This window comes from Segatella albensis DSM 11370 = JCM 12258 (assembly GCF_000426565.1).
In the GTDB taxonomy this organism is placed as follows: Bacteria; Bacteroidota; Bacteroidia; order Bacteroidales; family Bacteroidaceae; genus Prevotella; species Prevotella albensis.
This window is the reverse complement of sequence record NZ_AUFP01000005.1, coordinates 29148-55081: the sequence shown is the minus strand read 5'-3', so window position 1 is coordinate 55081 and position 25934 is coordinate 29148. Positions and strand designations below refer to the sequence as shown.

Below are 25934 nucleotides of genomic sequence, written 5' to 3'. Positions count from 1 at the left end.
ATGAGCATCACTAAAAGACATACCAGATTCATTCCTTGCTCGCTTCTCAGCGATTGCAAGAATGTGCAAAAATCTGCGTTAAAAAGTGTAAACGTGCAAAGAACTGGAAAATCAATTTTGCAGATGTTTGCATTTTCTTTTTTTGAAGGCAGTCATATTTGCAGATTTTTGCCTATTTTGCGTCCCCCCACCGTCCCTCGGAGTCACTTTAGACACCCTAAAACAAAGGCGTTTGTGCTGATTATCAACCACTTATATTTGCAGATAGTAACTTCTGCGTCGGAAAGTAGATTCTGCGTGGGAAAGTAAGTTACTAAAAACGAGATATTATGAGCGTTATCAATACCTTCGACCAACGGACCATTGAAGCTCTCGCATATTATGTTTACGCTTTAGTTGATCCAAGAGACAATAAGATTTTCTATATCGGCAAAGGAAAAGGAAACAGAGTATTTCAGCACGCAAAAGATGCTCTGAACGAAGAAGACGAAAACCTTACTTTTGGACGGCAAAGATAATTATATCCTCAGATTCCTTCGTGCGCGTATGCGTATATATAATAAGGACTGCCGTTTCTGCTTTCGTGAGTCGATGAAATTAGGTTGCAAAGGTAACTGTTGTTCCTTCATCTACCCAAGGTGATCCATCGGTATGACTCCAAATCTCCACACCATACGGGTTGTATTTGGAGCCATAACCTTGTGCTGATGGTCACAACACCTTGTGAAGCAACATAATTTTTAATCACTCCCGAAAGTAGAGAAATCTACAGTAGGGAAATAAAAACTTCAAGATTATGGCAAATCAAGCAACAACCACCTACAAGGTGACAGGTACACGCAAGGCTGTAAACGACCTGTGGAGCACACTCCAAAAGATGGAGGTAAACAGTAAGAACATCTGGCTTTACCAGTTGACAGAGCACTACGGCGTCGACTACGAAACAAAGCAAATTTGTGTTCGTGGTCACATCTATTGGGCAGAGTATGAGGAAGACCCAGCCAATGACTACTATCTGCTATCCTTTGAAACAGAAACAGCATGGGATGCTTGCAACGAGTTATTCGAGGAGATTAACCATCTGCTATGGGATGAACTCTCTATCTCATACAGAGTCTGTGAATGTGGCTGTGAGGTCTATTATGTGCATGATGAGTGTGACTTCTTCCCTGAAGAGGTAGCAGTCAGTTCAAGCGGAGAACCATTCGAGGATGCTTGTGATGACATCTACACCACCCTCAAAGATGCTATCAATGATTGGTGTGAGAAGATGAACGTCAAGCAAGGTGAGCGAACTGATGAGGAAATGATGAACTTCATCAACGAGTATGAGTATGACGATGATGATACCTACTTCTACATCCGTCAATTTACATTTGAATAACTAACCTGCGGTGGTATGCGGTCGCTACCGATGGCATACCATCGCACAACATCCCAACCATTATGTACACAGATGAAGATAACAATTCCGATTTGATAGGAGCATTTTGTGAACTCCTATTTCCATGGAAAGGTCACAGCAATGGCATCATCGTTGATGACTACGGTAATGAATGGCTCGTTCAGCTGACCAACGGCAAAGAAGTCCCAGTTTATAAAGACGAAGTTTTTATTGTATAGATTTAAGAGAGTCCATCTGTCGCATTTGACATTTGGGTTCTCTTTCTTTTGGTCGGCAAAAAAACACTTGTAATATGTATGATTGCTTATTCTTGGAGTTGAATATAAATTCGGCAATAAAAAGCGATTATTGCCGAATTTATATAACCGTACAAAACAACTACACTTCTATCTGATAGTAATCTCTTTGTACAGGATGGTGTTGTAAGCCTTTCTTTAGTCAAGGAGTGAGTTCTGCAAGTTCCATGATGTCTAACATCTTGAACAAGACTCCATCAATAGATGAATGCCAGCTTTGATGAAAGTGACCGTAATACCAATGTGTAAGTGTCTTGGGCACTGCTCTCAATTTGGTATAGATTGCATCCATTGTCTCACGTTCATTCTGCACATCATCTAACAGACCGTCATCATAGATTGCCCATTGCAATAATCCATCTTTGTTCTGTAGTTCACAGAAAGATGGGGCTGTATGCGTCACGACTGTATCTATCTTATACAAATTGGTTATTTCAGACAGTACATCATTGTTGAAAACAGGTGCTTCATCCTGCCAATAATAGTTAGGTGAAAGAAATTCGTTGTCAGAAGAGTTATGGCTGTACCTATGTGCCTTTCTTTGATTGTGTTCCCACGAATCTATTCTTGTCTGACGGTCAACAGATATTGCTCCACCGACACAGAGTATGGTGTGACCATTGGCTTTTACTACAGAGTAGTCAGGAATGCAAGTAAACCTTTTATGCCGGAATGTCTTTCCGTCAAAGTATTCTGGATTGTCATGATTGCCACGGATGAAAAGAAACCAGTTGTTGGATTCGTTTACTCGCTTGGCATTGCGCTTAACAATATTCTCATAGTACCCTTTTCTCTCAAAGCCAAAGCCACAATCACCAGCCACGATGACCAGAGTATCTTTCATCTGATATTGGACACAAACTTTATTCACGAGGAGATTGAAGTCCCCGTGGATGTCGCCACAGATGACAATGCTGCGGCAGTCTGAAAAAACGTATATGTTGTGATGCGTTTCAGTTCTCATTATAGGAACGCCGTGTTGAAGAGGGCAAGAAGACGCTGGGCATCCAAACCTCTTAGTCCTGCATTCTTGAAGAAGTCTGGATTAGGCAATTCTCCTATCCTTTGATAGAAATCACTCATGTCATTCTTCAATTTATCGGGCAGCGAGAATCGAGAGTCTTGTGGCAGCATGGCTATTAGCCTGAACACGTCTTTCTTGTGCTTCTCGATGTCACGGCTGTCAACTTGCTCACCTTCTGCTTTTCTGTCCAGCATTTCCGTGTATGCCTTGGCTTTAAGGCAAATGAGAGCTTCTGGACTTGCTACATGAATGTCGTCGATGTTCCTGCTATGCTCAATTGTAAAATCGTAGTAGTCATCATCCATCAAGATGGCTGACAGACTGGACAGGTCTTCTCCTACACTTATGGGTTCTATGTGCGCATCGGATGGCAGGTTAAGGATTCCTGTACTGCGGGCGAACAGTTCAATTTGCTTTGGATATGTCTTGTCTTCAGGATTTGTAAAGCGATAGTATTCATGCTTGAACTCGTTTTCTCCCTTGCTTCGACCAGCATAATTTGCGGATTTGATAAAATCCCACAAACGGGCTCCGAAATCTGGAGTGAGAGCTTCTACTACAAGAATAAGGTCAAGATCCTTTGTCGCACGAGGATTCATGTCCAGTTCTTCTTCTAGCAGATTGCAAGCTGCACCGCCTATCAGCACATACTTATCCTTATAATCATTGAAATATTCCTTCCAACGTTCAATTCCTGTTACCATTTCATTTCTTTAATTAAAGTGTCACACTCCATTTGTATTCTTTCGTCTTCGCTGTCCTTCATGCACAGATAGAGCGATAGCCTGTCTGCCCATTCATTCTCAGACAGCAGGGCAGGAGAGTATTTCCATACTTCCACCTTTATGTCGCCATATTCCTTATTCATCATGGCGGCATTCTCCTTGGCTGTAGCTTTGGCTATCGCAATGACAGGAGTAGCCGGTTCCGCAAGCATGGTGTAATGTCCCATCGCAGTCTCTCCAGCCATCAAACTACCTTCTGGTTTTTTGTCTGTGAAAAGAATGCGCTCTATAGGCGATGTCATCAACGGAAGAGATTTCTTCCAAATTTCTTCCTTGCTCATCGTTATGTGAACATGTTTCTGTTTGCCTCCTGTAAGGGCAATGATACCATTGGTCACAAGCCATCGAAGAGCGACGTTAATAGTCGGGTATGCCAAGCCTGTAAGTTCCGCTATCTCCGAAGCAGTAAGACCGTCGATTGTTCTTGTTTCAAGGTGATAGAGCACCAGCATCTGGGCTACAGGTGGCATCTTCTCAGATATTTCCTTTACCGTGTTCTTCATCTCACGCAATACAATTAGCATACTTGGGATGAAAATGATTTTCCCTGGTACAATGAAATCGACCTTAGCCTGGGTGAGCCGAGCTATCTGATAAGATGCTACTGATTCTAAAGCAAAGATAACAGGATGTTGAAATGCCTCTATCATCTTAGCTTGATGTTTGGCTAACTGCATTGGAGTAATGCCGTCAAGTCCTGTTGGTATCGCAATAGTGACTTGCGTTTCCATGAACTCAAGATCATAATAGCTATAACTTGTAGCAATCGCTATGGGCAACCTTTTATCCTCGCCTTTGGCGTGAGTTAGCTGCCTTGTCTTATAGCCTGTCAAGTCTTCCAGATAATCTGTTATAGTCGCTATATTATATTTCATTTTGCAAATTATATTATGCGAGAAATTTTGTGCAAATATACATATAATATCTCAATCCGCCAAACATTTACCTCAAAAAGTGCATAATGAGGCTTTCTAAGTCTAATATTTTGCATTTTTCAATGGATTTCGTCACTTTATCATTGCCAAAACTTCATAGATTGGCTTACTTGACCTTCTTCTTTGAGTTCATTCTTTTCCTCTTTCCTCTCCTGCAGGAGTTCTCATGCAGCTGTCTTACAGACCGCGTTGCTGAACATCCTAATCGCTTTCCTCTATCTTCTGTTGTAACCTTCCACAGCATTGCCTCTTTAGCATGTCAATGTGCGTCCTTCGTTTACCATACTTCCTGGTGAATATGAATGATACGCTACATCTTCGCTTTGTCCTTCTCCGTCTGATAACCATGACGTGCCACCAATGAGCAGTTGACTGTCGACCATCCTCCTTATAGTATCTGTCACTGAATTGTTCTTATTCCGACTTCTTCATTTATGCCTTTTCCGGGCGAAGCGAGTACAATTACTTTTTCCGTCGCAAAGTTAGTGCAAGCCGTATTCTGCAAGTACCATGTGCCTTATTCCCTGATTTTTTTTCAAAAACTTTTTGCCGTCTGTGCCAGCCAATAAAAACTTTTCCTGGCCCAAGGGTGAAAAAAAATCGGTAATTCCTTGCATTCCCATACTTCCCTTGCCAACTCTTAAAGCAACGTAAAAAATAAATGTTTCACTTCTAAAAATTCAAAAAAATGAAAAAGATCGAGAACACTTTCACAGTATTAGGTTTCGTAGGTAAGGACGCTCAAGTCCGTGAGTTCGAAAACGCAAGCGTAGCACGCTTCTCTGTAGCAGTCTGCCGTGGCGAGAAGGACAAGGAAGGTAAGACACAGTATACCTCAGCCTTCATCTCTATCGAGGCATGGCGTAAGAACGAGAACAAGGATTCTTTTGATCGTATCAAGAAGGGCGTCATGCTCACATGTGAGGGCTACTTCAAGTCTGAGGAATGGACAGAGGAGGACGGCACAGTCCGCAACCGCGTCATCATAGTGGCTAACAAGTTCTACGAAACTCCAGAAAAGGAGCTGGAAGAGAAAAAGGAGAAAGGCAAATAAGCCTTCCTCCTCATCTTGAAAGCGGTCTTCGGACCGTTTTTTCCTAATAACTTCTTGTTGCACTTATATTGTACGTATAGTTATAGCGGTGAATCCAATTGAAAATTTCCCTAAACTTATTATATTACTAGTTACTACATACAATAATAACCAACAATTTATCTTCAAGTTTTTCATCTGTCGCCATACCCCAGATGCATTCTGTATCGCTTGTGAAATAACCACTAATTAGTGATACTATCTGGTTCATCTCATCCATTTGCAAAGGATTCTTGGAGGATGTAGCCATATACAGTATTACTTTATTGTAATCTTTATGGCAGATATTGCTGTAGCTGTTCATTTCACGAATGATACTATCAATCCTCGTTTCACTAAAATGTGGAAATGAAATGATTCTTCTTTTAAGTATTGCATTAGCATGATAGAGATAGTCAAGATCATTTTTGTCTATCTTAATTTGCATGCCATTCTGTGTAAGTTGGGCAATAAGCTCTTCTAATTCTTCACCTTGACTAATATTCGATTTAATGTTGTTATCTATCATGATAATATTTGTTTTGAGATAAACAATACAACTTCTTTTGTTGATGATTCTCTGAAATTCCAAAAGACATTACCCTCGTCTGGTAACTCGTCAATATATGTCTTGATAGGATATAATGCTTCCCCAAACGTATCTGGATTATAATGCTCAACAGTAAATGTCAGCAGATAGTTAGCATGATTTGGATTAATATTCTTTCTCAATTCTGTAGTTGCTTCACTAATTTTCTCGTTATAAGCGCAAGAATGAATTGAAAGTTCATTTCTGCCTTTAATCATCGTAAAAAAGTCATTAAAATCAAAACAGACTAACCCATGAATTTCTACATTGTGACGAATCAAAGACAAAAAGCTTTTGAATTCATTGTAAAATTCATCCTTGTTAGTGAATGACAGAACAGAATCAATGTCTGCCATTTCTGGAACTTGCAGCTCTGAGTCTATCAGAATTGCAATAGCTCGCTTGGCTTTCTTATGATTGGCAAGTACATTCTTAATATTCTGAATACCATTTTTTGATGATACCAGTACCATATTCATCAATACATAAGAACTATTCCCTAAAGAATAGATGTGTTCGGAACGTAGTTGGCTAATAACCAATTCACTTACTTGATCAGCCGCAATCAACCTTACAGATTCTAATACTATTTCTTCCATATCATTTAACCTTCACAAACATTGTTCTAATCGCAAGAAGTACCATCATTCCAGAAATAAGTAAACTAATTGTCTCTCCAGGAATCCATCTATTTCTTGGATCATCATTGAATATACCATAAAAATTAATGCTATCGCAATACCCAATTACATTCGTAGATAAGTGGATATTGACATATCTTTCAACCAAAGTAGGAATTCCCTCATAGTTGATATGCCAGCAACCCAAGTGAAATATTCCGCAAGCAATCAGGATTAGAGAGAAGGGGACGAATCCGTTTCTGAAAAATCTATGATGCCAAAGTTTTGAAGAGTAAAACCACGAGTAACCAAGTAAATGGATCAGATTTTCGTATTTTTTTGTTATGTTGTATTTGTTCTCCATAATTATATAATTAGGATAAAGGGAGATACATAATCTCCATTGTAGAAAATAACAATTTAACCAATTCTTTCACAAATGAAATATGATCCATTCATCTTGTGAGGATCAATATTAATCCCATATTTGCTCGTGAATAAACTTGCAAGCAATGGCTGCTCGCGAGTTAATCCAAGGGGTGGAGTAGTAGAAGTTGTACTTGTTTCTACAAACATTCCTTTTTCAAGTCGCTGACGTTTGTCTGTACATGGGGCATTACCGTTGTTCTTGACTAAAATTTTCCAAAGTGCCATAATTGAATATCTAATAAATTAAAATAATATTGCAAAGGTAATGTTCAAAAGTGCCGGTTGTGGGCATACCTTTGGATAATTTAATCCCACAGATATAAAAAATTATCGTGAAATAGATCTAAACCTTCCTGAAATGCCTCTTGTTCTTCGGGTGCTATTGTCCCATGAGCATACAGTTCAAAAGCATATATCATTTTGTCAAGGGCTTTATTCCATTTCTCCATAGAAGAGAAATTTCCGGAATATCCATGTTTGTCATATGACCTGAAGGCACGAAGTCTTGTAGCGATTAACTGCGCTATCAAATGACCAGTTTGCCATATTTCTTCTTCAGGATAGTCATGCTTATGACTCCAATTCTTATTTGATTTATTTTGTCGTTTCATCCTTGTTTAAATTATTTGTCATATTATAAGCTGCATATGATATTATGGCCTGGTTACCTAAAGAAGGATCTATAGCAAAAAAAACATGATATTGTTTGCAGCCACACACTGTTGAAACTAAATAATGCAACATCGATTTCTCCTTTGGAGTTAATACTTTTTGCCCTGTTGTCACAAGCAGTATCAAGTGCTCCATATTTGGAATCATCTTGTAGTCTTTGATTAGTCTACATAGATATTCCACACCTGATTCTTTCATAGCAAATGACTGAATTACTTCTGTGCAGAACTTCTCAGAGTAAAATAATTGGTATAGATGGTCGATACTGAGATCTTCTAGCCATGGAATTATCTTTGCAATGTATTCAGCGATAACAGATAACCTTCTGTAATATAAATCCATGAATTCTTCCCTGAATCTTTTCTTTCTCTTCGACCTGTTGGCCTTGGATTTAGATAGATATTCTTTAGCTTCTTTGGACAGTTCTTGATGCTTACATATCGACAACTCTTTCAGTGTGGGAACTTTTCCACCATGCTTAGCAATGATTTCTGCATAGAAGTCGAATTTCTCTTTGTAATTCTTAAAGTCAGATGGCTTGCAAAACATATCATCGAAGCACTGTTCGTGAGTCTGCGGTGTGAATCCATAAAAGGATGAGTGCCATAGACAGCATGCAGCAATCTCAGGTAAGGTTGCAGTGACATCTTTGTCAATGACAATCTCTTTAGTTAGAGAGTGATCCCAAAGATCACCTTCCATTGGCCATGCTTCTATGTGCTTGTCGCCTTCATAATCTGAGTAATATCCAATCTTACAGACATTCCCATTTGCATCATTAGATACTTTTGGTTCCAACTTGATTAGCATGTCGTAATGCAATTTATACCATCCCAATGCATTATTCACCTTATAATGCTCTATGAGATATGGCTCCATTTCCTTGAATGTTACTTTTTTGAGTAGTTCTTTGTATGTCATAATGTTTAATTTTAATCTGTAAAATCATATTTATCCCAATCAAGGTCATCGTCTTCATCAACACTTGTACTATATGACGTATTGCTACAAATCTCAATGTTGAAATCTCTGACCCAAAGTAAATCATATATTGAAAACTGAAGATGGCTCCAAAGATTATGAAACGCATATATCAAGTGCATGTCATTTGTCTGGGAACTATCCAGACCTTCATTCCAATTATCTTCTTCTCCCAGATAGAGTAGCTGATTTGCAAAATCTTTGCTATTCTCTCTATCACGAGAACATAGGTGGAAACTACTCGCCACACCAGAATCGTAAGTTGACATGAAATCATCTAGCGCACCATTTAGCACTTGCCACATTTTCTTTGATCGTATCGTTTGTACGGGATGCGTTCTTGGATAGGTATACCCCAGAAAACATTTCCCTTCAACCTCGATTTCATCAGTGTATGAACTGCTTTTAGTCTTGTTATATATTTCGATAGATCTTTCTCGCATGATTATCAAATGTTCTTTCATTGACATGTTGAAATCAGTAAGCAATGACTTGTTATAGTCATTCATAGCAAATTTCTTGTCAAGAAAAGATTTTCGCAGGCATAGAAGTCGCTGAATCGCAAATGCATTTCTTTCACGAAGTTCCCACTTATTATTGATCTGATAGTAGAGATTAAGTATCTCAATCTCAATAGCTTTTATCTCAGGAGATTCAAATAAACACCTTACTTCAGACTCAAACTGTTTCTTTTGCTCTTTTAATGGAATTGTATTCATAACCATATCATTTTGATGCAAAAATATAAAAGAGGTATGCCAACTGTGGGCATACCTCTCTGAAACTTAACACACATACTGAAATGTGTGACTCTATTTCTTACTTGTTGATAAATGTCTTGGTACATGTATCTTTCTTATAATTATAATAGAATTTTTTGAAGACCTTGTTTCCTTGATGTTTCACAATACTTATCACATTCTGGTCCTTCAGATTAAAGTTATGCTCGTCCATGAACACATGATAATATTCTGGATTGCCAATAAACATCAGCGTATCTATATCCTTGTAAAAGTCCTCATTTTGCGGCCATAATGGAATATAGACTTCCTGTGCAACAGCAATGATTGAAATTTCCAATTCATTTGCCAATTGTTTAAGCTCGGTGATTATATACTTCAGTTCCTCAATCCTCTTTTTGTTGCGAATGCCAGATTCTACGTTTAGCAACTGAACGTAATCAATGTAGACTAACCTTGTATTATTTTCGATTACTGCCTTCTTAACTGCACAGATTATTTCTTCAATACTGATATTAGCCTTGTCATTAATAATAAAAGGGTATTTCTTAACTCTCTTTTTGGCATTCTTAAATTTCTTGATATCATTATCAAGTTCTGATTCATCATAGTCAATACCGTTATTTTCATTTATTTGAGGATCGCCATATAAACGACTAATAATATAAGGGTACTTATCAAAATCTATATCACTTTTCATAAAAGCCATTTTGTTTATAGCATGTTCTCCTTCCATTTCCGGAAGAAAGTAAACAGAAGGAATATGTTCAGTTGATATATTGAGAGCACTTCGCAATGAGAAAATCGTTTTTCCTTGTGCAGGTTTTCCCATGAGCATTGCTAATTCTCCTTTGTGCCAACCGTGTAGCAAATAATCAAGTCCATGATTACCTGTAATTAGTGCATCTATATCAATGAAATCGAAAGACTTGTAATTGTTGTCGAGGATTTTGTCAAGAGCAGTGTAAATCTCATCTTCGGTCTCATAAGGAATGGTTCTAAAATATCTATTCCCATTTATCATTGCTGATAAGGAAGATGAATGCTTGTTATAAAAAACAAACACAGGAATATTATGAGCTTCTGCATATGCCAATTCGTAACTAACACCAAGAGAAGCATTAGAGCATTCTGCTATGACCATATCACATGACTGTAGCCAGTTAACATCACGTTCATAGATATGTGAGTCGATTATCCGAGTCTGCTGCTTCATGCTAATTGCAGTTTTGCCGATATGTTTGGTCAGCACTTTATCTTTCGGCTGATATAATCAATCATCCTTTGATACAGTTCTGCATCAGCTCTGCCACCACGAATGGAGCCTGCGAAATAAACTTTGTTGTTCATACTGCTTTACTTTTGTAATTTGGTGCAAAAGTAAAATGGAGCTATGCCAACTGTGGGCATAACTCCATAAAAGTTTTATTTCTCCATCAATTTACCATGACCTAAGCCAGAATTCATTAAAAATATCGCTCTCTGTGTCTTCTGTTGCTTCAGGTAGCAAATCATAGAATGAAAAGATATTGAAGCCAAACGATTCCGCAATTTTGTATGATTCGAATTTTGGATCATCGCGATCAATACATGTGATTAATGCATAATGTTTCTGCCAGATATCATTATCATGTTCTTGATCTACATAATGGCGATCAAATTTCTTTCTATATACTTCTAATTGGTTACGTGATACTCCGTCATCATCATAGGAATTATGAAGCATCGTATAATATTTGTTTTCTATCAAAATAGCATGATGCTCTGTTTCTCCATTGCACTGAAGAGCTACTTCTACCCAAAGATCAATATTCCAGTATTCTTTCCATACCTTTACTTCTGATACTATTACGTCATCTGACATTGGTATTTCTAAAAGCAAGCCTAACATATACCTACAATAATGTCTCAGCAGAGGTTTGTTGTCGATATCACATTCATTGGCAGCTCTTCTCAGCGTCCATGATAATACATAATCCATAACTATCTCAACTTTGCCGTCTGTTTCGCTTGAATCACGCATCAATCTTGGTAGCGATTTATCTTTAGTGTCCATATTTCAACTTTATTTATTATACAACCAATATTCAAATTCAAGTATTACTATTACATTGAGGAAAGATGTGAGACTATATCACTTAGAAGTGACTTTGTCTCTCTAATAAATAAATCTGTATCTTTAAGTCTATTTGTCATTTTCAAATATCCAATCCAACCTACCTTATCTTTACTCGTAATATAAGGACTGAATTTATCTATGGATTGTAGTGATGCCACCAATGAATCAAAATTATCACCTTTACACTGGTTTTTCTCCAAATAAGTAATTCCTATACTTTTTTCGTCTGCTTGGTTTATCAACGCAAGTTTTAAGATGTTTCTTCCTTCAGAATCCTTAATAAAGAATCTCACCCAGTCATTTTGGTATTCAGCTTTCTCAAGATGTAATTGATACTCGCAGAAATTATTTAGGCAAGCGTAAATATACTGCCATCTTAATAGACTTTCGAGTTTGATATTGTCACGATCATATCTTTTCTTTTTAAAATCATTGACCGCAGTTTTCATTTTCTTTTCAAAATTGCTTATATCGATGTTTTCTCGATCAATAGAGAATGCTAACCCTAGAGCTTTTCCTACTAATTCCATCTCCTCTGAAGACCAGAAACTGCTAGTGTGATTGATACCATAAACAGGGATATCTCCGATAACTCCATAATCTAACTTTACCAAATCTGATAATAGTGGCTTCGTATTTTCGACAATGAGATCAGTACAGTTCTTACCCCCTAAACAGATGATGTGCTTTGGATGAATTTTTTCAATCAGTTTCTTAGTATATTGGATAGATTCCAACTGTGCTGATTTGATTTCTTTTCCGACTAAGTCATTCTCATCATGGGTTGAGAAAAATGTAGCGTTGGTAAAAACGAATTGGCTCTCATTATCCAGCATAGAGCCTAGACCCGCAAAATCAAGAATAGAGCGTAAATTCGTTAGAATACGCCATTTCTGGATTGTTTCATGCTTACCTTTATAAGTATTGCCTAAAAGTAAATCTTCACTTTTCTCGAATCTATCTTTAAGAAACGTACCACCATGACCAGGATTAATACCTATTACCATCAATTCTACAGGCTTGTCATCTGTGATGTCGGTCAATTTAGACTGAGTGTAAAAATCCATATTCAGCTTAGAAGCAAGTGGCAAGTAGAAATTATAGGTTTCCTCTGCCCATTCTTTCAATTCTTCTTGAATCTTGTATATAAATCGTTTTTTTTATATTATTTTTCTAATAATTTTAAATCCTGTGCTGCCTGAATGAATGAGAGGAAACGTTCGTCGCCATGGAGGGTGTGGCCTGTTGTCCACTCAATAATATCAGCATGTGGAACACCTGCTTTATCAAGGATTTTAGCTACGACTTCTCGCTGCTCTTCTGTCTTGGCTGAACATCCCCAATAAGGTTCTATTTCGCGATCGTCATGGATATCATACCAACAGCCCAATTCTGCTCCTTGAATTAATAATCTAAAGCCGATATTGCTTACTTCAATATTATAAGACTTATGAAGATCAGCATATTGTAGAATGCGATGTCTCCAATCCTGCATCAACTCAAAGGAAAGCTGCTTCTGTAATTCGCGCATCCCAGACTTCAATTCATCCAATTCGTTTATTTTTGCTAAAACTGTTTTCCACTGCTCGCCTTTATTCTGAATTTCAATATCCTGCTCATTCTTTAGCAGTTTATCGCGCAAAAAATCTACTATTTCCATTGCTAGTTTTTGATTAAATCTATTATTAAATATACCATTCAAGAAGTCATAAAATTGCATGATTGCAGATTTCAAAGGCAATTCTTTTTTTGGAATAAGCGATAGACAATCTTGCTTCAACCATTCCAACAATTCCTTATCTACTACAGTAGTACGCGAAGAGAACTTCTGCATTAAATCTTTCTCACAAGTTGTACACTGAGGACACGATTGCCCGCAATCACATAAACAGCTACAAGCGTCATTGGTTTTGCAAGCCCGATCCTGATTGTTGCTATTCCAATCTTCTGGCAAGCGGAAAACCGACATTGGTAGATACTGAAGAAAATCGTGGTTTTTAGGCAAAATGACTATGAAAATCTGGTTGTCACGAAAACGATTATTCTTGCGAAGCGTTGCAATATAGCGTGCCAATTGATTGCGCTGGAACACAGCACCCTTTAATTTATTTTCAATAATAATCGCATATTTACCTGGTTCATGAATGCAAACATCAATATGTTCCTTTTCAGTTGTAACGACCGGAGCTTTTACCCAGTTCATGTCGAAACCACAGGGCTGTAGAAATCTACGAATAAATGATGTGCACAACGGGTTTCTCTGTTCTGGAGCATATTTAAATATGTGAGCTAAAATTAAGCTTGTGAAAGGTTCATTCACCCCTGCTAAGTCCAAAAGGTTAAATGCATAAGGTGTTTTATTTTCTGACTCTGAAATACGCTTATACAACTGTTCCGAGAGAACAAGTAGATGATTCATTTTTACAGTCTGTTCCATAAGTCTTTAGATATGTAAAGCCATCATTCTGCCGAATAGATTGTTTCATCCTTGAAAATATATCTACCAGGAAGTAGATCTTCAAAAGCCATGTTGTCAGATGTTGTATAGACATCATCCAAGTGGCCAATATAGCCTTCGGGAACTTCGAATACAACTCCGTTATCCTCAAAGGAATGAAGTTGAAGCACGGAATTCTTTGTCTTTACATCAGAAGGTAAATTCTGATTCTCAAATTGAACTTCAATAATCATAATGCTGTATCTTTAATTATTTTTTCATTTATTCTTCTCCCAGATACCTTTGCCAATACGAGCTATTTCATCGCGGAGCCACTGGGGCTCGAGCACTTCAAGGGAATCGCCTTGACATAGAAGCTCTTGTTGGAAATCGATAGAAGGTCGTACTTGGAGTTCAAAAATGCTGTAGGAATTGGTATGTTCCAACTCTTTTTGAGCACCTGATGGAAGTAAAGGAAGATCGCGAAGATAATGTGCCTGACGTGCATCCACTTTCAATAGTACACGCTGAATGGGGTAGTTTTCATCTGTGATAATACCAAAACATCCGTTAAAATATTCTTCTGGTGAAAAATCGACAGGATATTCAAAGGTGTGAGAGGATAAACGGAAATTCTTGATGCGATCAAGGCAGAATATGGTAATGAAGCCTGTTGACCATGCCTTACCAACCATATACCAACGTTGTCTGAACAACTTTACACAGAGTGGCATTACATAGTGCTGACGTGAATCTCCTCGCCAATAGTTATAATAGGTTATATGAATCAAACAATCTTTCTTCATGGCATCTATTATCGAATCCAAGTACTTCATACCAGAAGGAATATCCTCGAGAATAATCCTATTCTTGATGGACTTACTTCCAATAAGAGAATTGGTCACAGAGTAGGTGCTAAGTAGCCAGTTCTCAATACTGTCGTTATGTAAATCACTGGTATTGCTGATATAATATCTATATAGCCCACCTTTTTCACACTCAATCAATAGACCGAATGTATCGAAAATGTTGTCGCGCCATTTATGAAATGTGCGTTTAAGCATTTCCTCACCGCCACTTAGATCTACGTTGTCCATCCATTTGCGGTTAAGATCCTCAAAAGTAATCTTACCTGCTCTGTTGATGGTCTCAACGATCCATACAAGTTTGTTTGTCTGATTCAATGCCATATTCGTAAGTTTTAAACTTTATTTGTGGCAAAGTTATACAAAAGGTATGTCATTCACGGGCATAACCTTGATTTTTTTTTGTTTTTTAGTCGATATCATTATAAAACTAGTTTTTTGTGGCAATTTTATAGAAATAATTAGAGCATTAATAATCGAGCAGACGACCATAGTCGTTCCACTCTCCATACATCTTACCATTCTTTGTTTCCTCAATGAGATGCCTCAATCCTCGCTCATACATTTCAGGATAACGACCTTTGTAGAAAGCCACATTGTAAGCACGAATGCGTTGATAAAGATAGGGAAGGAACGAAACTTAGTCCATACACAAGCTTGTTTCAAAGCCAGCTCTACATCTGGATCGAATTTGAAACTTCTTGCGCCCATTGGTGGAAGTACCTTGCGACCAGCATCAGTCATAAGCCCGAGTTTTTCAAGTCTGCGAACACGTTCTTTATTTAGTTCAGTCCAAGGGCTGTTTTTTCTGCGAGGAGAGAAACGTTGATAGCTGATGCTATCTATCTTTCCAGCAGTACTGTCAATCCATCCATAGCACAGAGTTTCTTCTACAGCATCAAGATACCACAGATGATCATCGCCTGTAGGTTTACCTCGTTCTGCATGAATCCAGCCTTCTGTTTCAACGCTTGAATTTTCAGCTAACCAATGTCTGAACTCCTGTCTACACTTGATGTTAAGTATGTTCTTCTGATCTGACATTTTACTCGATATTAGATTTAGCCCAACCAGCTATTTGCTTGATCAGGTCTTTAGGAACCTCTGCGGTATATGGTATCTGAATGCTACCTTTGGCATACTTGAAACCATATTCATCCAATATATTGCTGAGATGTGCTACGACTGCTTCACCAGGATAAAGACCTATGTGATTCTTGGACGCTGCAAAGTGAATGATGTTCTTTTTCTCACGATAAGTAGGCATCTGCCAGGCAATCTTTTCAGTAGCCTCCGACAAAACCTCTCGAATGGCATTACGAACCTGTTCAAGCTGAGGACGAATGTCTTCACCTTGTTCATCTATATATTCATCTATTGTTTCTGGGCCTTTACCTTTACCACAGAAGTGATGTTGATTGTCATTGCGGAATGTACGTCCGCATTTTGGGCATTTCCACATATTGTTATTTGTTACCGATAATCTTTTCAAGTGTTTTGCCTTTTGCAAGGTCATCCACCAGTTTATCCAGAATGCGAAGATCTCTCATTCGTGGATCTTCTATTTCCTCGATTTTGATACCGCAGATTCTACCTTTGTTGTTTTTTCAGCCAACTGGTATTTTTCATCAAGAAAGCCAGCTTTCACTGCCCGTTGTAGAAGTTCTGCTCCTCTTACATTTGCAAGCGGATCTACGAGATTCTCATAAGGTCCAGCCTTATATAATTTATTAAATAAGGTAGAACACTCATAGATTTTATCGATAGATTCAGAGAAACGAGTCAAGACGGCTATAGTATATGGCTTATACTTCTTACTTCGTTCATTCAAAGTCCTTTTAAGATAATCTGTAGGAAACATCGATTCGATAAAATTAATAAGACCTCTGTAATCGTGGCCTTTCATATAATCAATAATCTCTGGAACCCATTTCTGAACCCCATCAAAATCAAAATTCGTGGGTAGACTATCTACTTGCTCATCGACATCTAGATAATATACGACTTGGCGATGAAGCTTGTCTATCTCGGCAAGACTCAGTGCTACTTCTTGTCTATTCATATCATTCCTCCTTATTTTGTCTTATTATCAAGTGATGGGAACAATCCAATAGCTTCCTGTTTCTTCTTATCAAGAACTCGAGCATAAATTTGAGTAGTCTGAAGTTCTCTATGACCAAGCATCTTTGAAACAGTATAGATATCTGCACCAAAGTTGAGCATCAAAACAGCGAATGTATGGCGTGCACAGTGAAAAGTAAGATCTTTCGTAATTCCTGCAGCCAATAGCCATCGACGGAGTTCTAACAAAGTCTATGAACTATATTTGAATCCTGAGAAGACTTTTTCGTCTGCCTTCCCGCGTACTCCGAGATACATCTCTGCTTGTTTTGGAATGTCAAGATATTCCTGTCCACCAGTCTTTTTCTGTTTCCATACAATACGAGTAAAGCCACCGAACTGTTGGACTTCACTCCAAACTAGGTTCTGGAGATCAATTTTCCGGATGCCAGTGAAACATGAAAATAGAAAGGCATTCTTTAGATACGGATATTTACAAGGTGTATCGTTAAGTTTTACCACCTCATCCCAATCAAGATGTTCTCTTACAACCTCATCTTGTTTAAATCCCTTAATGCCTCTTAAAGGATTGACAGCGATGATATGCTCTTCAAATGCTTGATTGATACAAGCTTTAAGCTTGTTGAAATAAGAATGCTTCGAGTTAAGTGATAAGCTTTGGAACAGGTTGGTTCCACCTTTCTCTATACGCTTATGCTTATCTTTTTCTACTGTTTCAAGGAACTTTTTGAAACCTTTGATCCACTCCGTAGTGATCTCATCGAATGTTGTTGATTCATCGCAATAAGCTTCCAGATAACGTAAGCAACTACGCCAATTGCCCCAATTGCCCTGGCTGTCATCACGAAAACGTTCCTCACACATCTTACGATAATAAGGAAGAAAATAGGTGTTGCCTTTGTAAGCCTGCAAAACCTCGTAAGACCCTTTGGTGAGTTCTATTATACGCTCAGACTTAATAGCTTTAGCTTGAGCCATTGTACGACGGTTCTGTTCCTTAACTGAAGTCTTGTTGCCTGTAAAAGATAAAGTTTCAGGAACTCACGAGTTCTTTTACCATTGTGTCGGATATCCAAATACAAACTGGATGATCCATCTGAAAGGACTCTTTCTCTTAGTGTAACGGACTCCTTTCTGCCGTTCGATTCTGTAGTGTTTGCCATAATTGGAAAGTTTGAAACATTTTACTTTTGTCACTTGAGTGACCAAATTCGGTCACTTGTGGTTCCTCGAGTGACCACGTAGTGACAAAAGTACCTGTTTTCATCCTCAAACTTAGATAAATTTGGCAGTTTATTCAGAATCGACGTGAATAGACAAACATCTGCAGTTAAAGGCCTTATTTGTCTATTCTTGTCTTTTCTTTGTTTTTGTTAATGCTTGTTTATTAGCATTTTACTTTCCCACGCAGAAATGTTTAAAAATATTATTCAGCGTTTCTTGTGGCGTAATCTGTCCTCCCGTGATTTCTGCCAATTGCTCTAGACAGATGCGAAGATCCTCAGCCAAAAGGTCGCCACTAAGATCCATATCCATTCCTTCGATAACACGCTCTATAGTCTCTTTTGCATGAACGAGGGCTTCGTAGTGACGGGCAGAGGTTACGATGATGCTATTCTCGTTGATTTCCGGAATGTCGGCAACAGTATAGAGTTCATGCTCCAGACTATCAAGATGCTCTCCTTGTTTTGCTGATATCTGGATGTATGCTGCATGAGGTATCGTGATGTCGTAAGGAGTTGATACCTTGTCTATCTTGTTTTGGATGATGATAAGTTGTTTGTCTTTACAACGTTCTGCGATGTCGCTTTGCTCGTCAGATGTTGGCTGTGCATCTATGAGCCAAAGGATGATACTCGCTTCCTCGAGCTTTTGATAAGTGCGCTCGATGCCTAACCGTTCGATCGTATCATCGGTATGACGTATACCTGCTGTATCGATAAAACGGAAGGTGATACCTTGGATGATGGTGGTGTCTTCGATAACATCGCGGGTTGTTCCATCGATGTCGCTTACGATGGCTTTCTCTTCGTGAAGAAGGCGATTGAGTAGGGTACTTTTACCAACATTGGTCTTGCCGATGATAGCTACGGCTATGCCTTGTTTCAAGGCGTTTCCCGTTTCGAAACTGTGGGCAAGGGTAGTGATACGATTGTCTATCTTCTCGGCCAGTTGGCGCAAATCGCTACGGTCGGCAAACTCGAGTTCTTCGTGGTCGCTGAAGTCTAACTCAAGTTCTAGAAGAGAAGTCATCTTTAGTAGCTGGTCGCGTAAAGTGCTGAGTTCGCTGCTAAAATGTCCTTTGAGCTGACTGAGTGCGAGCTTGTGGGTAGCGCGATTGCTGGCTGCGATAAGATCTGCAACGGCCTCGGCTTGACTCAGATCCATTTTCCCGTTGAGATAAGCTCGTTGGGTATATTCGCCAGGAAGGGCTTGACGGGCACCAGCTTCGATGAGCGCATGAACGGCTTGGTTGAGAATGTAGCGACTGCCGTGGCATGATATCTCTACAGAATCTTCACCTGTATAGCTATGAGGTGCTCGGAAAATGCTGACAAGGACATCATCAATTTCTTCGCCTGACAGATTGCGTAGAATTCCATATTTGATGCTGTTGGCTGGAGCATCGGTAATATTTCTACTGAAGAGAAGTGAAGTGATGGAGATGGCGTCTGGACCACTTAGTCTAATAATGCCAATGGCGCCTCCCGCAGGAGTCGCCAAGGCACAAATCGTATCGTTTTGTATTTGCATTTTAGATTCGCTCAAGTACTTTTGTTATCAAACTGTCGATGTTGTTCTTGTAGTTAGCATTGGCTTTCTTAGCTCTGCGGTTGGCGATAACCATGCAGCAAGTGAGGGCCTTATGTCCCATAAGTTTGCTAAGTCCGGCAAGCGCAGAACTCTCCATCTCGAAGTTGGTGATTCTCAAGCCTTTATATTCAAAACTTTCAATCTTTTCGTTAAGGTTAGGGTCAGCCAAAGGAAGACGCAACTCTCGACCTTGTGGACCATAGAATCCGCCACAAGCGATGGTCACACCATGTACCATATCGGTTTGTGCGATGCGTTCCAAAAGTTCAGGATCGTTATCGATGCAATATGGATTTCCCATGTGAAGATTCCAGCCTATGTGATCTTTGAAGTGTTTCTCGAAGTCGAGGTCACTAGCTTTGTCACGATTTGCGTAGAAGTTGAGCAGGCCATCGAAACCTATACTCTTCACGCTGGCAATAAATGTGCCTGTAGGGGTGTTTGGCTGAAGACCGCCACATGTTCCTATGCGCACAATATTGAGTTGATGGAAATCTGGTTTCAATTCACGAGTCTTTAAGTCGATATTCTTGAGTGCATCAAGTTCGTTGACAACGATATCGATATTATCGCATCCGATACCTGTACTTACCACGGTGATACGCTTGTCTTTGAAAGTTCCTGTAATGGTATGGAACTCTCGGCTTTCTACTTCGCATTCTATATTATTAAAATGTGATGCTACAAGGGATACTCTGCCTGGGTCACCTACAAGGATTATTTTGTCGGCCAATTGGTCTGGGCGTATATGTAGATGGAAACAACTGCCATCTGTATTTATTATTAGTTCTGATTCTTCAAAATGTTTGCTCATTTTCTTCTCTTTTTTGGTTAGTATTCTTGTTTTCGCTTATATATTCTACATACAAATATACAAAGAAATAAATTGTGTCGCAAAAAGTTTTTAGACTATTTAACTACTTATTTCAAGAAAACCAGATATACTGCTGCTATAAGACAGAGAAAAGCAAGTGCGTGATTCCAATGTAAGGATTCGCCTTGGAACATGACTCCTGCTATAACTGTGAAAACAACGAGTGAGATACATTCTTGTATTACTTTGAGCTGTACTAATGAGAAGGGACCTCCGTTGTCATGGAAACCAATGCGGTTGGCTGGTACCTGACAGCAATACTCCAAGAAGGCGATACACCATGAGAATAGGATAACACCTATTAGGGGCCAATGTGTGCTGACCCCTGTCTGCTGTAGTTTAAGATGCCCGTACCAGGCTAATGTCATAAAGATGTTGCTCATGACGAGCAGGATAATTGTGTAAATTCCGTTCATTTTATTCAATTAATTTTCGTGCCATGCTGGCTGCTGCTCGACGACCGTCGCCCATAGCGAGGATTACGGTGGCACCTCCGCGCACAATGTCGCCTCCGGCATACAGATTCTTGATGTTACTCTGCATATTGTCGTCTACGACTATCGTGTTCTTCCTACCTAGTTTGATACCTTCTATTGATTTAGGTACTAGTGGGTTAGGACTTACTCCTACGGCTACGATAACTTGGTCGCAACTAAGGGTCTGGGTGTTTCCCGTAGGCTCTGGACGTCTGCGTCCGCTGGCGTCAGGTTCGCCTAATGCCATTTCTTCGAGCACAACTGCTGACACACAGCCGTTTTCATCGGCCAGATATTCTTTTGGATTATGTAATGTCAAGAAATGTATACCTTCTTCTTTTGCATGCTTTACTTCTTCGAGGCGTGCTGGCATCTCGGCTTCGCTTCGTCTGTAGACAAGTGTTACGTCGGCTCCTAGTCGCTTGGCTGTACGGCAAGAGTCCATAGCTGTATTGCCACCACCTACGACGAGTACTTTCTTACCAATATTGATTGGCGTATCGGTCTTGGGGTTGGCGGCATCCATGAGGTTGACACGTGTAAGATACTCGTTACTGCTCATGATATTAATGTAGTTTTCTCCGGGAATACCCATGAAGTTGGGTAGTCCTGCACCTGAACCTACGAAGAATCCGCGGAATCCCTGACGCTCTAAATCCTTGATTTTGATGGTTTTGCCTACTATGCAGTCGGTTTGAAAGTGTACTCCCATCTTACGAAGGTTGTCGATTTCAACATCTACGATCTTGTTAGGAAGTCGGAATTCTGGTATTCCGTATTTCAATACTCCACCTATTTCGTGAAGGGCTTCGAATACATATACCTCAAATCCACGTTTTACCATATCGCCTGCAAAACTTAATCCGGATGGACCTGAGCCTATGACTGCTACCTTGATGCCATTGGATGGAGCAATCTTAGGTAGCGCGGTCTTTCCGTTTTCTCGCTCATAGTCGGCCGCGAAGCGCTCCAGATAGCCTATGGCCACGGCAGGCTTGTTCATCTTGAGATGGATGCATTGGCTCTCACATTGTTTTTCCTGTGGACATACGCGTCCGCAAACTGCCGGAAGAGCAGAGGTGTTCTTGAGAACCTTGGCTGCTGCAAGAAACTGCCCGCGCTCAATATTCTTGATGAATGATGGGATGTTGATGTTTACGGGACATCCCTCAACGCATGTTGGATGAGCGCAGTCGAGACAACGATGTGCTTCGGTTACAGCCATCTCTTTGGTGAGTCCCTTGTTGACTTCCTCTAATCGGGTGGTTGCTCGATAGGTTGCGTCTAATTCAGGCATCTGTACACGTGGAATTGCCATTCGCTCCTTTGGTTTCATCAAACTTCGTAAGTTGTTGCGCCATTCGGAGTTACGGTCTGTGAGAACTTCGATGGAATCTGCGTCTGAATCGTTGTCCGTTACAACATCTTCTACACCTGTTCGTGACTGTATATCAGTTGTAGAACAGATATGGTCGGAGTAGTGATTCATCTCTTCGCGCTCTACATTTTTGAAAGTTCCCATACGTTTGAACATCTCGTCCCAATCTACAAGGTCTCCGTCAAATTCAGGACCGTCGATGCATACGAATTTGGTCTTTCCACCAATAGTAAGTCGACAGGCTCCACACATTCCTGTACCATCAACCATGATAGTATTGAGTGATACTTCGTTAGGAATTCCGTATTTGTGGGCAAGTATTGAGGTGAACTTCATCATTACTGGTGGTCCGATAGCCAATACTTTGTCGACATGTTCACGTTGGATTACTTTTTCCACACCTTGCGTAACGACACCTTTTTCGCCAAGACTTCCGTCATCGGTCATGATGATGACTTCGTCGGAGTATTCGCGTACATCATCTATCATGATTACAAGTTCCTTGGTTCTTCCGGCAAGTACTGAGATGATCTTGTTTCCCGCCTTTTTAAGGGCTGTGAGAATAGGGAGGATAGCAGCTATACCGATACCGCCACCAGCACAGATTACTGTACCGTAATTTTCGATATGCGAAGCATTTCCCAGAGGACCTACAATGTCGAGTACAGAGTCGCCGACATTGAGTTTGCAGAATTTCGTAGAAGAAAGACCTACTTCCTGTATCACAAGTGTGATAGTTCCTTTTTTGTCATCAGACTTGGCTATGGTGTAGGGTACACGTTCGCTGTTCTTGTCAACACGTACGATAATGAAATTACCCGGTCGACAGCTATGGGCGATGAGAGGAGCTTCTACTTCCATGCAGAATACTTTCTCGGAAAATTGTTCTTTACTAAGGATCTTGTTCATGATATTAGTTCTTTATGGTGTTTTATGGAATACTATACTTGGAGTAGTGTTTGCGTCAAAAAGGGAAATACATTCTTGATGTATAAAAGGTAAGTTCAGAGATCCAAGGTTTGGAAATGGAATCTCTGAACTTTTATATGTTTTAGTCCATCTTGTCGTCGAGCATCTCGAAACCACAGTATGGTACGAGAACCTTTGGTACACGGATACCTTCTGGTGTCTGATTGTTCTCGAGGATTGTTGCGACAATACGTGGAAGTGCTAATGCAGAACCGTTGAGGGTGTGGCAAAGTTCAATCTTCTTGTCATCTGCATGGCGATAACGGCAATGGAGACGATTAGCCTGATAGCTCTCGAAGTTAGAAACAGAAGAAACCTCGAGCCAACGCTTCTGTGCTGCTGAATAGGTTTCGAAGTCAACGCAGATACTTGAAGTGAAACTCATGTCACCACCACAAAGGAGTAACAAATGATATGGCAACTCCAACTTCTTGAGCAGACCTTCTACGTGGTCGAGCATCTCATGCCATGATGTGTAAGAGTGTTCTGGAGTATCGATACGTACGATTTCAACCTTATCGAACTGGTGTAGACGGTTAAGTCCACGAACATCCTTGCCATAGCTACCTGCCTCGCGACGGAAACATGCAGAATATGCACAACGCTTGATAGGAAGGTCTTTCTCATCAAGAATCTCATCGCGGAAGATGTTGGTTACAGGAACTTCAGCGGTAGGGATGAGGAATAGATTGTCCAGATTAGCATGATACATCTGTCCTTCCTTATCAGGTAACTGACCTGTGCCATAACCAGAAGCTTCATTGACAACATATGGAGGTTGAATCTCTACATATCCAGACTTGCGAGCTTCATCGAGGAAGAAAGCCTCAAGTGCACGCTGGAAACGAGCCATCTTACCGATATAAACAGGGAATCCTGCACCTGTAATCTTAACACCAAGGTCGAAATCTACAAGATTGAATTTCTTGAGCAAATCCCAATGGCAAAGAGCATCGTCGCCAAGGTTTGGCAAATTGCTGATATCTTCCTTGATAACAACGTTGCTTGATGCGTCCTTACCTTCTGGAACGTCATCATTTGGAATGTTAGGAATATCGAGAAGTTGGTGGGTCATGTCTGCCTGAGCCTTGTCCATAATCTCTTCAAGGGCTTTGTCAGCAGCTTTTAACTGAGCAACTTCTTCTTTTATTTTGTTAGCTTCCTCTTTCTTACCTTCTTTCATCAGGCCACCAATTTGCTTGGAAAGCTGATTCTGTTGCTGCTTGTTTGCATCTAACTTTTGTTGAGCTTCTCGACGGATTTTGTCGAATTCCAGTACTTTCTCAATGGCTTCACGAGCGCCATCGAAATGCTTCTTCTCAAGACCTTTAATTACGCGTTCGGTCTCTTCACTAATGAGTTTAAGTGTAAGCATACTTAATATCTGATTTTAAATTTTACTATCTAAGACGCAAAATTAATAAAATTAATTGATATACGAGAAAGAAGAAGGAAAAAAACGAGAAAAAGAAGGGGCAATAATAAAAGGTAGACTAGAATGTTGAGGGAATGGAAATATATAAATAGCAGAAAGCCTATCCTTGGTGAGGATAGGCTTCTATGTTTGTTTGGAATAAGTTTTGATTTTATAATTTAAGCTTCAGCTTTCTTTGTTTTTTCAGCGTAAGCTTCTGGTGAAAGTACAGAAACAGTACTCTTGTCCTTGCGACCCTTGTGGAAGTATACAATACCATCTGTAAGAGCGTAAAGAGTATCGTCTTTACCCTGTGCTACATTCTCACCTGGGAAGTGCTTGTTACCGCGCTGACGAACGATGATGTTACCAGCTACGATTTTCTGACCACCCCAAATCTTAACGCCTAATCTCTGAGCTGCTGATTCACGGCCGTTCTTTGAACTACCTACACCTTTTTTATGTGCCATAATTACCTCCGATTTTAAGCGATTACTTGTTTAACTTCAACTTCTGTGAACTGTGAACGATGACCGTTCTTCTTGCGATAGTCCTTGCGGCGCTTCATCTTGAAGACGATAACCTTGTCACCCTTTACGAGTGGGTTCACAACTTCTACTACTACCTTTGCTCCATTTACAGTAGGGGCACCAACTGTGACATTACCCTCGTTGTCTACGAGAAGTACTTTGTCAAACTCAACAGTCTTACCAGCTTCTACATCTTTGAGGTGGTGTACGAAAAGCTTCTTACCTTCCTCAGCCTTGAACTGCTGACCGTTAATTTCTACAATTGCGTACATTTTAATTTATTAAACGGGTTTTTCCGCTAGGCGATTGGCGGTTGCCAATACTTATTCGAGCCCAAACGGACTAAATCGGCTGCAAATTTACAAAATATCTTTCACTTATTGTCTCTTTTATGCTATAAAATGTGTATTTTAAGATTAATTAGCTT

The 25934-nt window shown here is 39.7% G+C and carries 32 protein-coding genes and 1 pseudogene; 3 read left to right on the top strand and 30 right to left on the bottom strand.

Annotation, left to right across the window (positions count from 1 at the left end):
• Positions 1-329: 329 nt before the first annotated feature.
• Both K333_RS0103195 and K333_RS0103190 read left to right on the top strand, forming a co-directional pair.
• Entirely contained in the window at positions 330-518 is a 189-nt protein-coding gene (locus K333_RS0103195) for an LEM-3-like GIY-YIG domain-containing protein (RefSeq protein WP_024989257.1), read from the top strand.
• Positions 519-796: 278 nt separating this feature from the next.
• Positions 797-1384 carry a hypothetical protein gene (locus K333_RS0103190; RefSeq protein WP_024989256.1) on the top strand — a complete coding sequence of 196 codons (588 nt, stop codon included), beginning with the start codon at positions 797-799 and terminating at the stop codon, positions 1382-1384.
• Between the two features lie 116 nt (positions 1385-1500).
• On the opposite strand, the gene K333_RS13650 is transcribed toward K333_RS0103190, so the two are convergent.
• From K333_RS13650 to K333_RS13060, 6 genes are all read right to left on the bottom strand, one after another.
• Positions 1501-1740 carry a hypothetical protein gene (locus K333_RS13650; RefSeq protein WP_027452323.1) on the bottom strand — a complete coding sequence of 80 codons (240 nt, stop codon included), beginning with the start codon at positions 1738-1740 and terminating at the stop codon, positions 1501-1503.
• A gap of 103 nt (positions 1741-1843) precedes the next feature.
• Positions 1844-2665 (bottom strand): metallophosphoesterase, encoded by an 822-nt coding sequence (locus K333_RS0103180; protein ID WP_024989254.1) that lies wholly within the window; start codon positions 2663-2665, stop codon positions 1844-1846.
• Complete coding sequence (locus K333_RS0103175; protein ID WP_024989253.1) at positions 2665-3429, bottom strand: hypothetical protein; 765 nt, start codon at positions 3427-3429, stop codon at positions 2665-2667. The genes K333_RS0103180 and K333_RS0103175 overlap by 1 nt, the downstream gene beginning before the upstream one ends.
• The gene (locus K333_RS11790; RefSeq protein WP_024989252.1) at positions 3423-4385 is read right to left on the bottom strand and encodes a winged helix-turn-helix domain-containing protein; all 963 of its coding nucleotides are present in this window, start codon (positions 4383-4385) and stop codon (positions 3423-3425) included. The genes K333_RS0103175 and K333_RS11790 overlap by 7 nt, the downstream gene beginning before the upstream one ends.
• Positions 4386-4696: 311 nt before the next feature.
• Positions 4697-4849, bottom strand: coding sequence for a hypothetical protein (locus tag K333_RS13065; RefSeq protein WP_154652973.1), 153 nt, complete (start codon positions 4847-4849; stop codon positions 4697-4699).
• A gap of 78 nt (positions 4850-4927) precedes the next feature.
• Positions 4928-5068, bottom strand: a complete 141-nt coding sequence (locus K333_RS13060; protein ID WP_154652972.1) for a hypothetical protein — start codon at positions 5066-5068, stop codon at positions 4928-4930.
• A gap of 65 nt (positions 5069-5133) precedes the next feature.
• Here K333_RS13060 and K333_RS0103160 point away from each other — a divergent pair, with 65 nt between their 5' ends.
• The gene (locus tag K333_RS0103160) at positions 5134-5499 is read left to right on the top strand and encodes a single-stranded DNA-binding protein (protein ID WP_024989251.1); all 366 of its coding nucleotides are present in this window, start codon (positions 5134-5136) and stop codon (positions 5497-5499) included.
• Between the two features lie 127 nt (positions 5500-5626).
• On the opposite strand, the gene K333_RS0103155 is transcribed toward K333_RS0103160, so the two are convergent.
• The 24 genes and pseudogenes from K333_RS0103155 to rplU all read right to left on the bottom strand — a co-directional run bounded on the left by K333_RS0103155 (position 5627) and on the right by rplU (position 25779).
• Entirely contained in the window at positions 5627-6046 is a 420-nt protein-coding gene (locus tag K333_RS0103155; RefSeq protein WP_024989250.1) for an FtsZ/tubulin family protein, read from the bottom strand.
• Positions 6043-6705, bottom strand: a complete 663-nt coding sequence (locus K333_RS0103150) for a hypothetical protein (RefSeq protein WP_024989249.1) — start codon at positions 6703-6705, stop codon at positions 6043-6045. Before K333_RS0103150 ends, K333_RS0103155 begins: the two co-directional genes overlap by 4 nt.
• Positions 6706-7460: 755 nt before the next feature.
• On the bottom strand, positions 7461-7766 hold the full coding sequence (locus tag K333_RS0103135; protein ID WP_024989246.1) for a hypothetical protein: 306 nt from the start codon (positions 7764-7766) through the stop codon (positions 7461-7463).
• Positions 7750-8748, bottom strand: coding sequence for a hypothetical protein (locus tag K333_RS0103130; protein WP_024989245.1), 999 nt, complete (start codon positions 8746-8748; stop codon positions 7750-7752). The genes K333_RS0103135 and K333_RS0103130 overlap by 17 nt, the downstream gene beginning before the upstream one ends.
• Before the next feature lie 11 nt (positions 8749-8759).
• Positions 8760-9527, bottom strand: coding sequence for a hypothetical protein (locus K333_RS0103125; RefSeq protein WP_051525025.1), 768 nt, complete (start codon positions 9525-9527; stop codon positions 8760-8762).
• Between the two features lie 100 nt (positions 9528-9627).
• Positions 9628-10764: a DnaB-like helicase C-terminal domain-containing protein gene (locus K333_RS13425; RefSeq protein ID WP_306306313.1), complete on the bottom strand. Its 1137-nt coding sequence runs from the start codon at positions 10762-10764 to the stop codon at positions 9628-9630.
• Between the two features lie 225 nt (positions 10765-10989).
• Positions 10990-11529: a hypothetical protein gene (locus K333_RS0103115; protein WP_154652970.1), complete on the bottom strand. Its 540-nt coding sequence runs from the start codon at positions 11527-11529 to the stop codon at positions 10990-10992.
• A gap of 125 nt (positions 11530-11654) precedes the next feature.
• Positions 11655-12794 (bottom strand): hypothetical protein, encoded by a 1140-nt coding sequence (locus K333_RS0103110; RefSeq protein WP_027452320.1) that lies wholly within the window; start codon positions 12792-12794, stop codon positions 11655-11657.
• A 38-nt stretch (positions 12795-12832) separates the two neighbouring features.
• The gene (locus K333_RS0103105) at positions 12833-14104 is read right to left on the bottom strand and encodes a PD-(D/E)XK nuclease family protein (RefSeq protein WP_024989241.1); all 1272 of its coding nucleotides are present in this window, start codon (positions 14102-14104) and stop codon (positions 12833-12835) included.
• Positions 14105-14127: 23 nt separating this feature from the next.
• Positions 14128-14358, bottom strand: coding sequence for a hypothetical protein (locus K333_RS0103100; RefSeq protein ID WP_024989240.1), 231 nt, complete (start codon positions 14356-14358; stop codon positions 14128-14130).
• Positions 14359-14382: 24 nt separating this feature from the next.
• Entirely contained in the window at positions 14383-15294 is a 912-nt protein-coding gene (locus K333_RS0103095; protein ID WP_024989239.1) for a helix-turn-helix transcriptional regulator, read from the bottom strand.
• Between the two features lie 145 nt (positions 15295-15439).
• On the bottom strand, positions 15440-15565 hold the full coding sequence (locus K333_RS13530) for a hypothetical protein (RefSeq protein ID WP_262498675.1): 126 nt from the start codon (positions 15563-15565) through the stop codon (positions 15440-15442).
• A complete protein-coding gene (locus K333_RS11780) occupies positions 15517-16014 on the bottom strand; it encodes a YdeI/OmpD-associated family protein (protein ID WP_238314252.1) in 498 nt (165 codons plus the stop codon). The genes K333_RS13530 and K333_RS11780 overlap by 49 nt, the downstream gene beginning before the upstream one ends.
• A 1-nt stretch (position 16015) precedes the next feature.
• Positions 16016-16432 carry an iron chaperone gene (locus tag K333_RS0103085; RefSeq protein WP_024989238.1) on the bottom strand — a complete coding sequence of 139 codons (417 nt, stop codon included), beginning with the start codon at positions 16430-16432 and terminating at the stop codon, positions 16016-16018.
• Between the two features lie 4 nt (positions 16433-16436).
• Positions 16437-16520 (bottom strand): DUF2200 family protein, encoded by an 84-nt coding sequence (locus tag K333_RS12855; RefSeq protein WP_316928817.1) that lies wholly within the window; start codon positions 16518-16520, stop codon positions 16437-16439.
• A gap of 11 nt (positions 16521-16531) precedes the next feature.
• The gene (locus K333_RS0103080) at positions 16532-17032 is read right to left on the bottom strand and encodes a hypothetical protein (protein ID WP_024989237.1); all 501 of its coding nucleotides are present in this window, start codon (positions 17030-17032) and stop codon (positions 16532-16534) included.
• Positions 17033-17043: 11 nt separating this feature from the next.
• A pseudogene (locus K333_RS11775) lies at positions 17044-18215 on the bottom strand (site-specific integrase).
• A gap of 232 nt (positions 18216-18447) precedes the next feature.
• A complete protein-coding gene (mnmE, locus tag K333_RS0103070) occupies positions 18448-19806 on the bottom strand; it encodes a tRNA uridine-5-carboxymethylaminomethyl(34) synthesis GTPase MnmE (protein ID WP_036885894.1) in 1359 nt (452 codons plus the stop codon).
• 1 nt (position 19807) lies between these two features.
• Positions 19808-20680, bottom strand: a complete 873-nt coding sequence (locus K333_RS0103065) for a nucleoside phosphorylase (RefSeq protein ID WP_024989235.1) — start codon at positions 20678-20680, stop codon at positions 19808-19810.
• A gap of 107 nt (positions 20681-20787) precedes the next feature.
• Positions 20788-21156: a DMT family protein gene (locus K333_RS0103060; RefSeq protein WP_024989234.1), complete on the bottom strand. Its 369-nt coding sequence runs from the start codon at positions 21154-21156 to the stop codon at positions 20788-20790.
• Position 21157: 1 nt separating this feature from the next.
• Positions 21158-23503, bottom strand: a complete 2346-nt coding sequence (locus tag K333_RS0103055; protein WP_027452319.1) for a bifunctional dihydroorotate dehydrogenase B NAD binding subunit/NADPH-dependent glutamate synthase — start codon at positions 23501-23503, stop codon at positions 21158-21160.
• A 142-nt stretch (positions 23504-23645) separates the two neighbouring features.
• Positions 23646-24938, bottom strand: a complete 1293-nt coding sequence (gene serS / locus K333_RS0103050) for a serine--tRNA ligase (protein WP_027452318.1) — start codon at positions 24936-24938, stop codon at positions 23646-23648.
• Between the two features lie 218 nt (positions 24939-25156).
• Entirely contained in the window at positions 25157-25447 is a 291-nt protein-coding gene (rpmA, locus tag K333_RS0103045; RefSeq protein WP_024989233.1) for a 50S ribosomal protein L27, read from the bottom strand.
• A gap of 14 nt (positions 25448-25461) precedes the next feature.
• Entirely contained in the window at positions 25462-25779 is a 318-nt protein-coding gene (gene rplU, locus K333_RS0103040; protein WP_024989232.1) for a 50S ribosomal protein L21, read from the bottom strand.
• Between the last annotated feature and the right edge of the window lie 155 nt (positions 25780-25934).

Excerpts from the sequence above, each read along its gene's own strand:
- K333_RS0103195 (WP_024989257.1), top strand. The coding sequence starts at position 330 with ATGAGCGTTATCAATACCTTCGACCAACGGACCATTGAAGCTCTCGCA.
- K333_RS0103190 (WP_024989256.1), top strand. The coding sequence starts at position 797 with ATGGCAAATCAAGCAACAACCACCTACAAGGTGACAGGTACACGCAAG.
- K333_RS0103180 (WP_024989254.1), bottom strand. The coding sequence starts at position 2,665 with ATGAGAACTGAAACGCATCACAACATATACGTTTTTTCAGACTGCCGC.
- K333_RS0103175 (WP_024989253.1), bottom strand. The coding sequence starts at position 3,429 with ATGGTAACAGGAATTGAACGTTGGAAGGAATATTTCAATGATTATAAG.
- K333_RS11790 (WP_024989252.1), bottom strand. The coding sequence starts at position 4,385 with ATGAAATATAATATAGCGACTATAACAGATTATCTGGAAGACTTGACA.
- K333_RS13060 (WP_154652972.1), bottom strand. The coding sequence starts at position 5,068 with ATGGGAATGCAAGGAATTACCGATTTTTTTTCACCCTTGGGCCAGGAA.
- K333_RS0103160 (WP_024989251.1), top strand. The coding sequence starts at position 5,134 with ATGAAAAAGATCGAGAACACTTTCACAGTATTAGGTTTCGTAGGTAAG.
- K333_RS0103155 (WP_024989250.1), bottom strand. The coding sequence starts at position 6,046 with ATGATAGATAACAACATTAAATCGAATATTAGTCAAGGTGAAGAATTA.
- K333_RS0103150 (WP_024989249.1), bottom strand. The coding sequence starts at position 6,705 with ATGGAAGAAATAGTATTAGAATCTGTAAGGTTGATTGCGGCTGATCAA.
- K333_RS0103135 (WP_024989246.1), bottom strand. The coding sequence starts at position 7,766 with ATGAAACGACAAAATAAATCAAATAAGAATTGGAGTCATAAGCATGAC.
- K333_RS0103130 (WP_024989245.1), bottom strand. The coding sequence starts at position 8,748 with ATGACATACAAAGAACTACTCAAAAAAGTAACATTCAAGGAAATGGAG.
- K333_RS0103125 (WP_051525025.1), bottom strand. The coding sequence starts at position 9,527 with ATGAATACAATTCCATTAAAAGAGCAAAAGAAACAGTTTGAGTCTGAA.
- K333_RS13425 (WP_306306313.1), bottom strand. The coding sequence starts at position 10,764 with ATGAAGCAGCAGACTCGGATAATCGACTCACATATCTATGAACGTGAT.
- K333_RS0103115 (WP_154652970.1), bottom strand. The coding sequence starts at position 11,529 with ATGGATTATGTATTATCATGGACGCTGAGAAGAGCTGCCAATGAATGT.
- K333_RS0103105 (WP_024989241.1), bottom strand. The coding sequence starts at position 14,104 with ATGGAACAGACTGTAAAAATGAATCATCTACTTGTTCTCTCGGAACAG.
- K333_RS0103100 (WP_024989240.1), bottom strand. The coding sequence starts at position 14,358 with ATGATTATTGAAGTTCAATTTGAGAATCAGAATTTACCTTCTGATGTA.
- K333_RS0103095 (WP_024989239.1), bottom strand. The coding sequence starts at position 15,294 with ATGGCATTGAATCAGACAAACAAACTTGTATGGATCGTTGAGACCATC.
- K333_RS11780 (WP_238314252.1), bottom strand. The coding sequence starts at position 16,014 with ATGTCAGATCAGAAGAACATACTTAACATCAAGTGTAGACAGGAGTTC.
- K333_RS0103085 (WP_024989238.1), bottom strand. The coding sequence starts at position 16,432 with ATGTGGAAATGCCCAAAATGCGGACGTACATTCCGCAATGACAATCAA.
- K333_RS12855 (WP_316928817.1), bottom strand. The coding sequence starts at position 16,520 with ATGAGAGATCTTCGCATTCTGGATAAACTGGTGGATGACCTTGCAAAA.
- K333_RS0103080 (WP_024989237.1), bottom strand. The coding sequence starts at position 17,032 with ATGAATAGACAAGAAGTAGCACTGAGTCTTGCCGAGATAGACAAGCTT.
- mnmE (WP_036885894.1), bottom strand. The coding sequence starts at position 19,806 with ATGCAAATACAAAACGATACGATTTGTGCCTTGGCGACTCCTGCGGGA.
- K333_RS0103065 (WP_024989235.1), bottom strand. The coding sequence starts at position 20,680 with ATGAGCAAACATTTTGAAGAATCAGAACTAATAATAAATACAGATGGC.
- K333_RS0103060 (WP_024989234.1), bottom strand. The coding sequence starts at position 21,156 with ATGAACGGAATTTACACAATTATCCTGCTCGTCATGAGCAACATCTTT.
- K333_RS0103055 (WP_027452319.1), bottom strand. The coding sequence starts at position 23,503 with ATGAACAAGATCCTTAGTAAAGAACAATTTTCCGAGAAAGTATTCTGC.
- serS (WP_027452318.1), bottom strand. The coding sequence starts at position 24,938 with ATGCTTACACTTAAACTCATTAGTGAAGAGACCGAACGCGTAATTAAA.
- rpmA (WP_024989233.1), bottom strand. The coding sequence starts at position 25,447 with ATGGCACATAAAAAAGGTGTAGGTAGTTCAAAGAACGGCCGTGAATCA.
- rplU (WP_024989232.1), bottom strand. The coding sequence starts at position 25,779 with ATGTACGCAATTGTAGAAATTAACGGTCAGCAGTTCAAGGCTGAGGAA.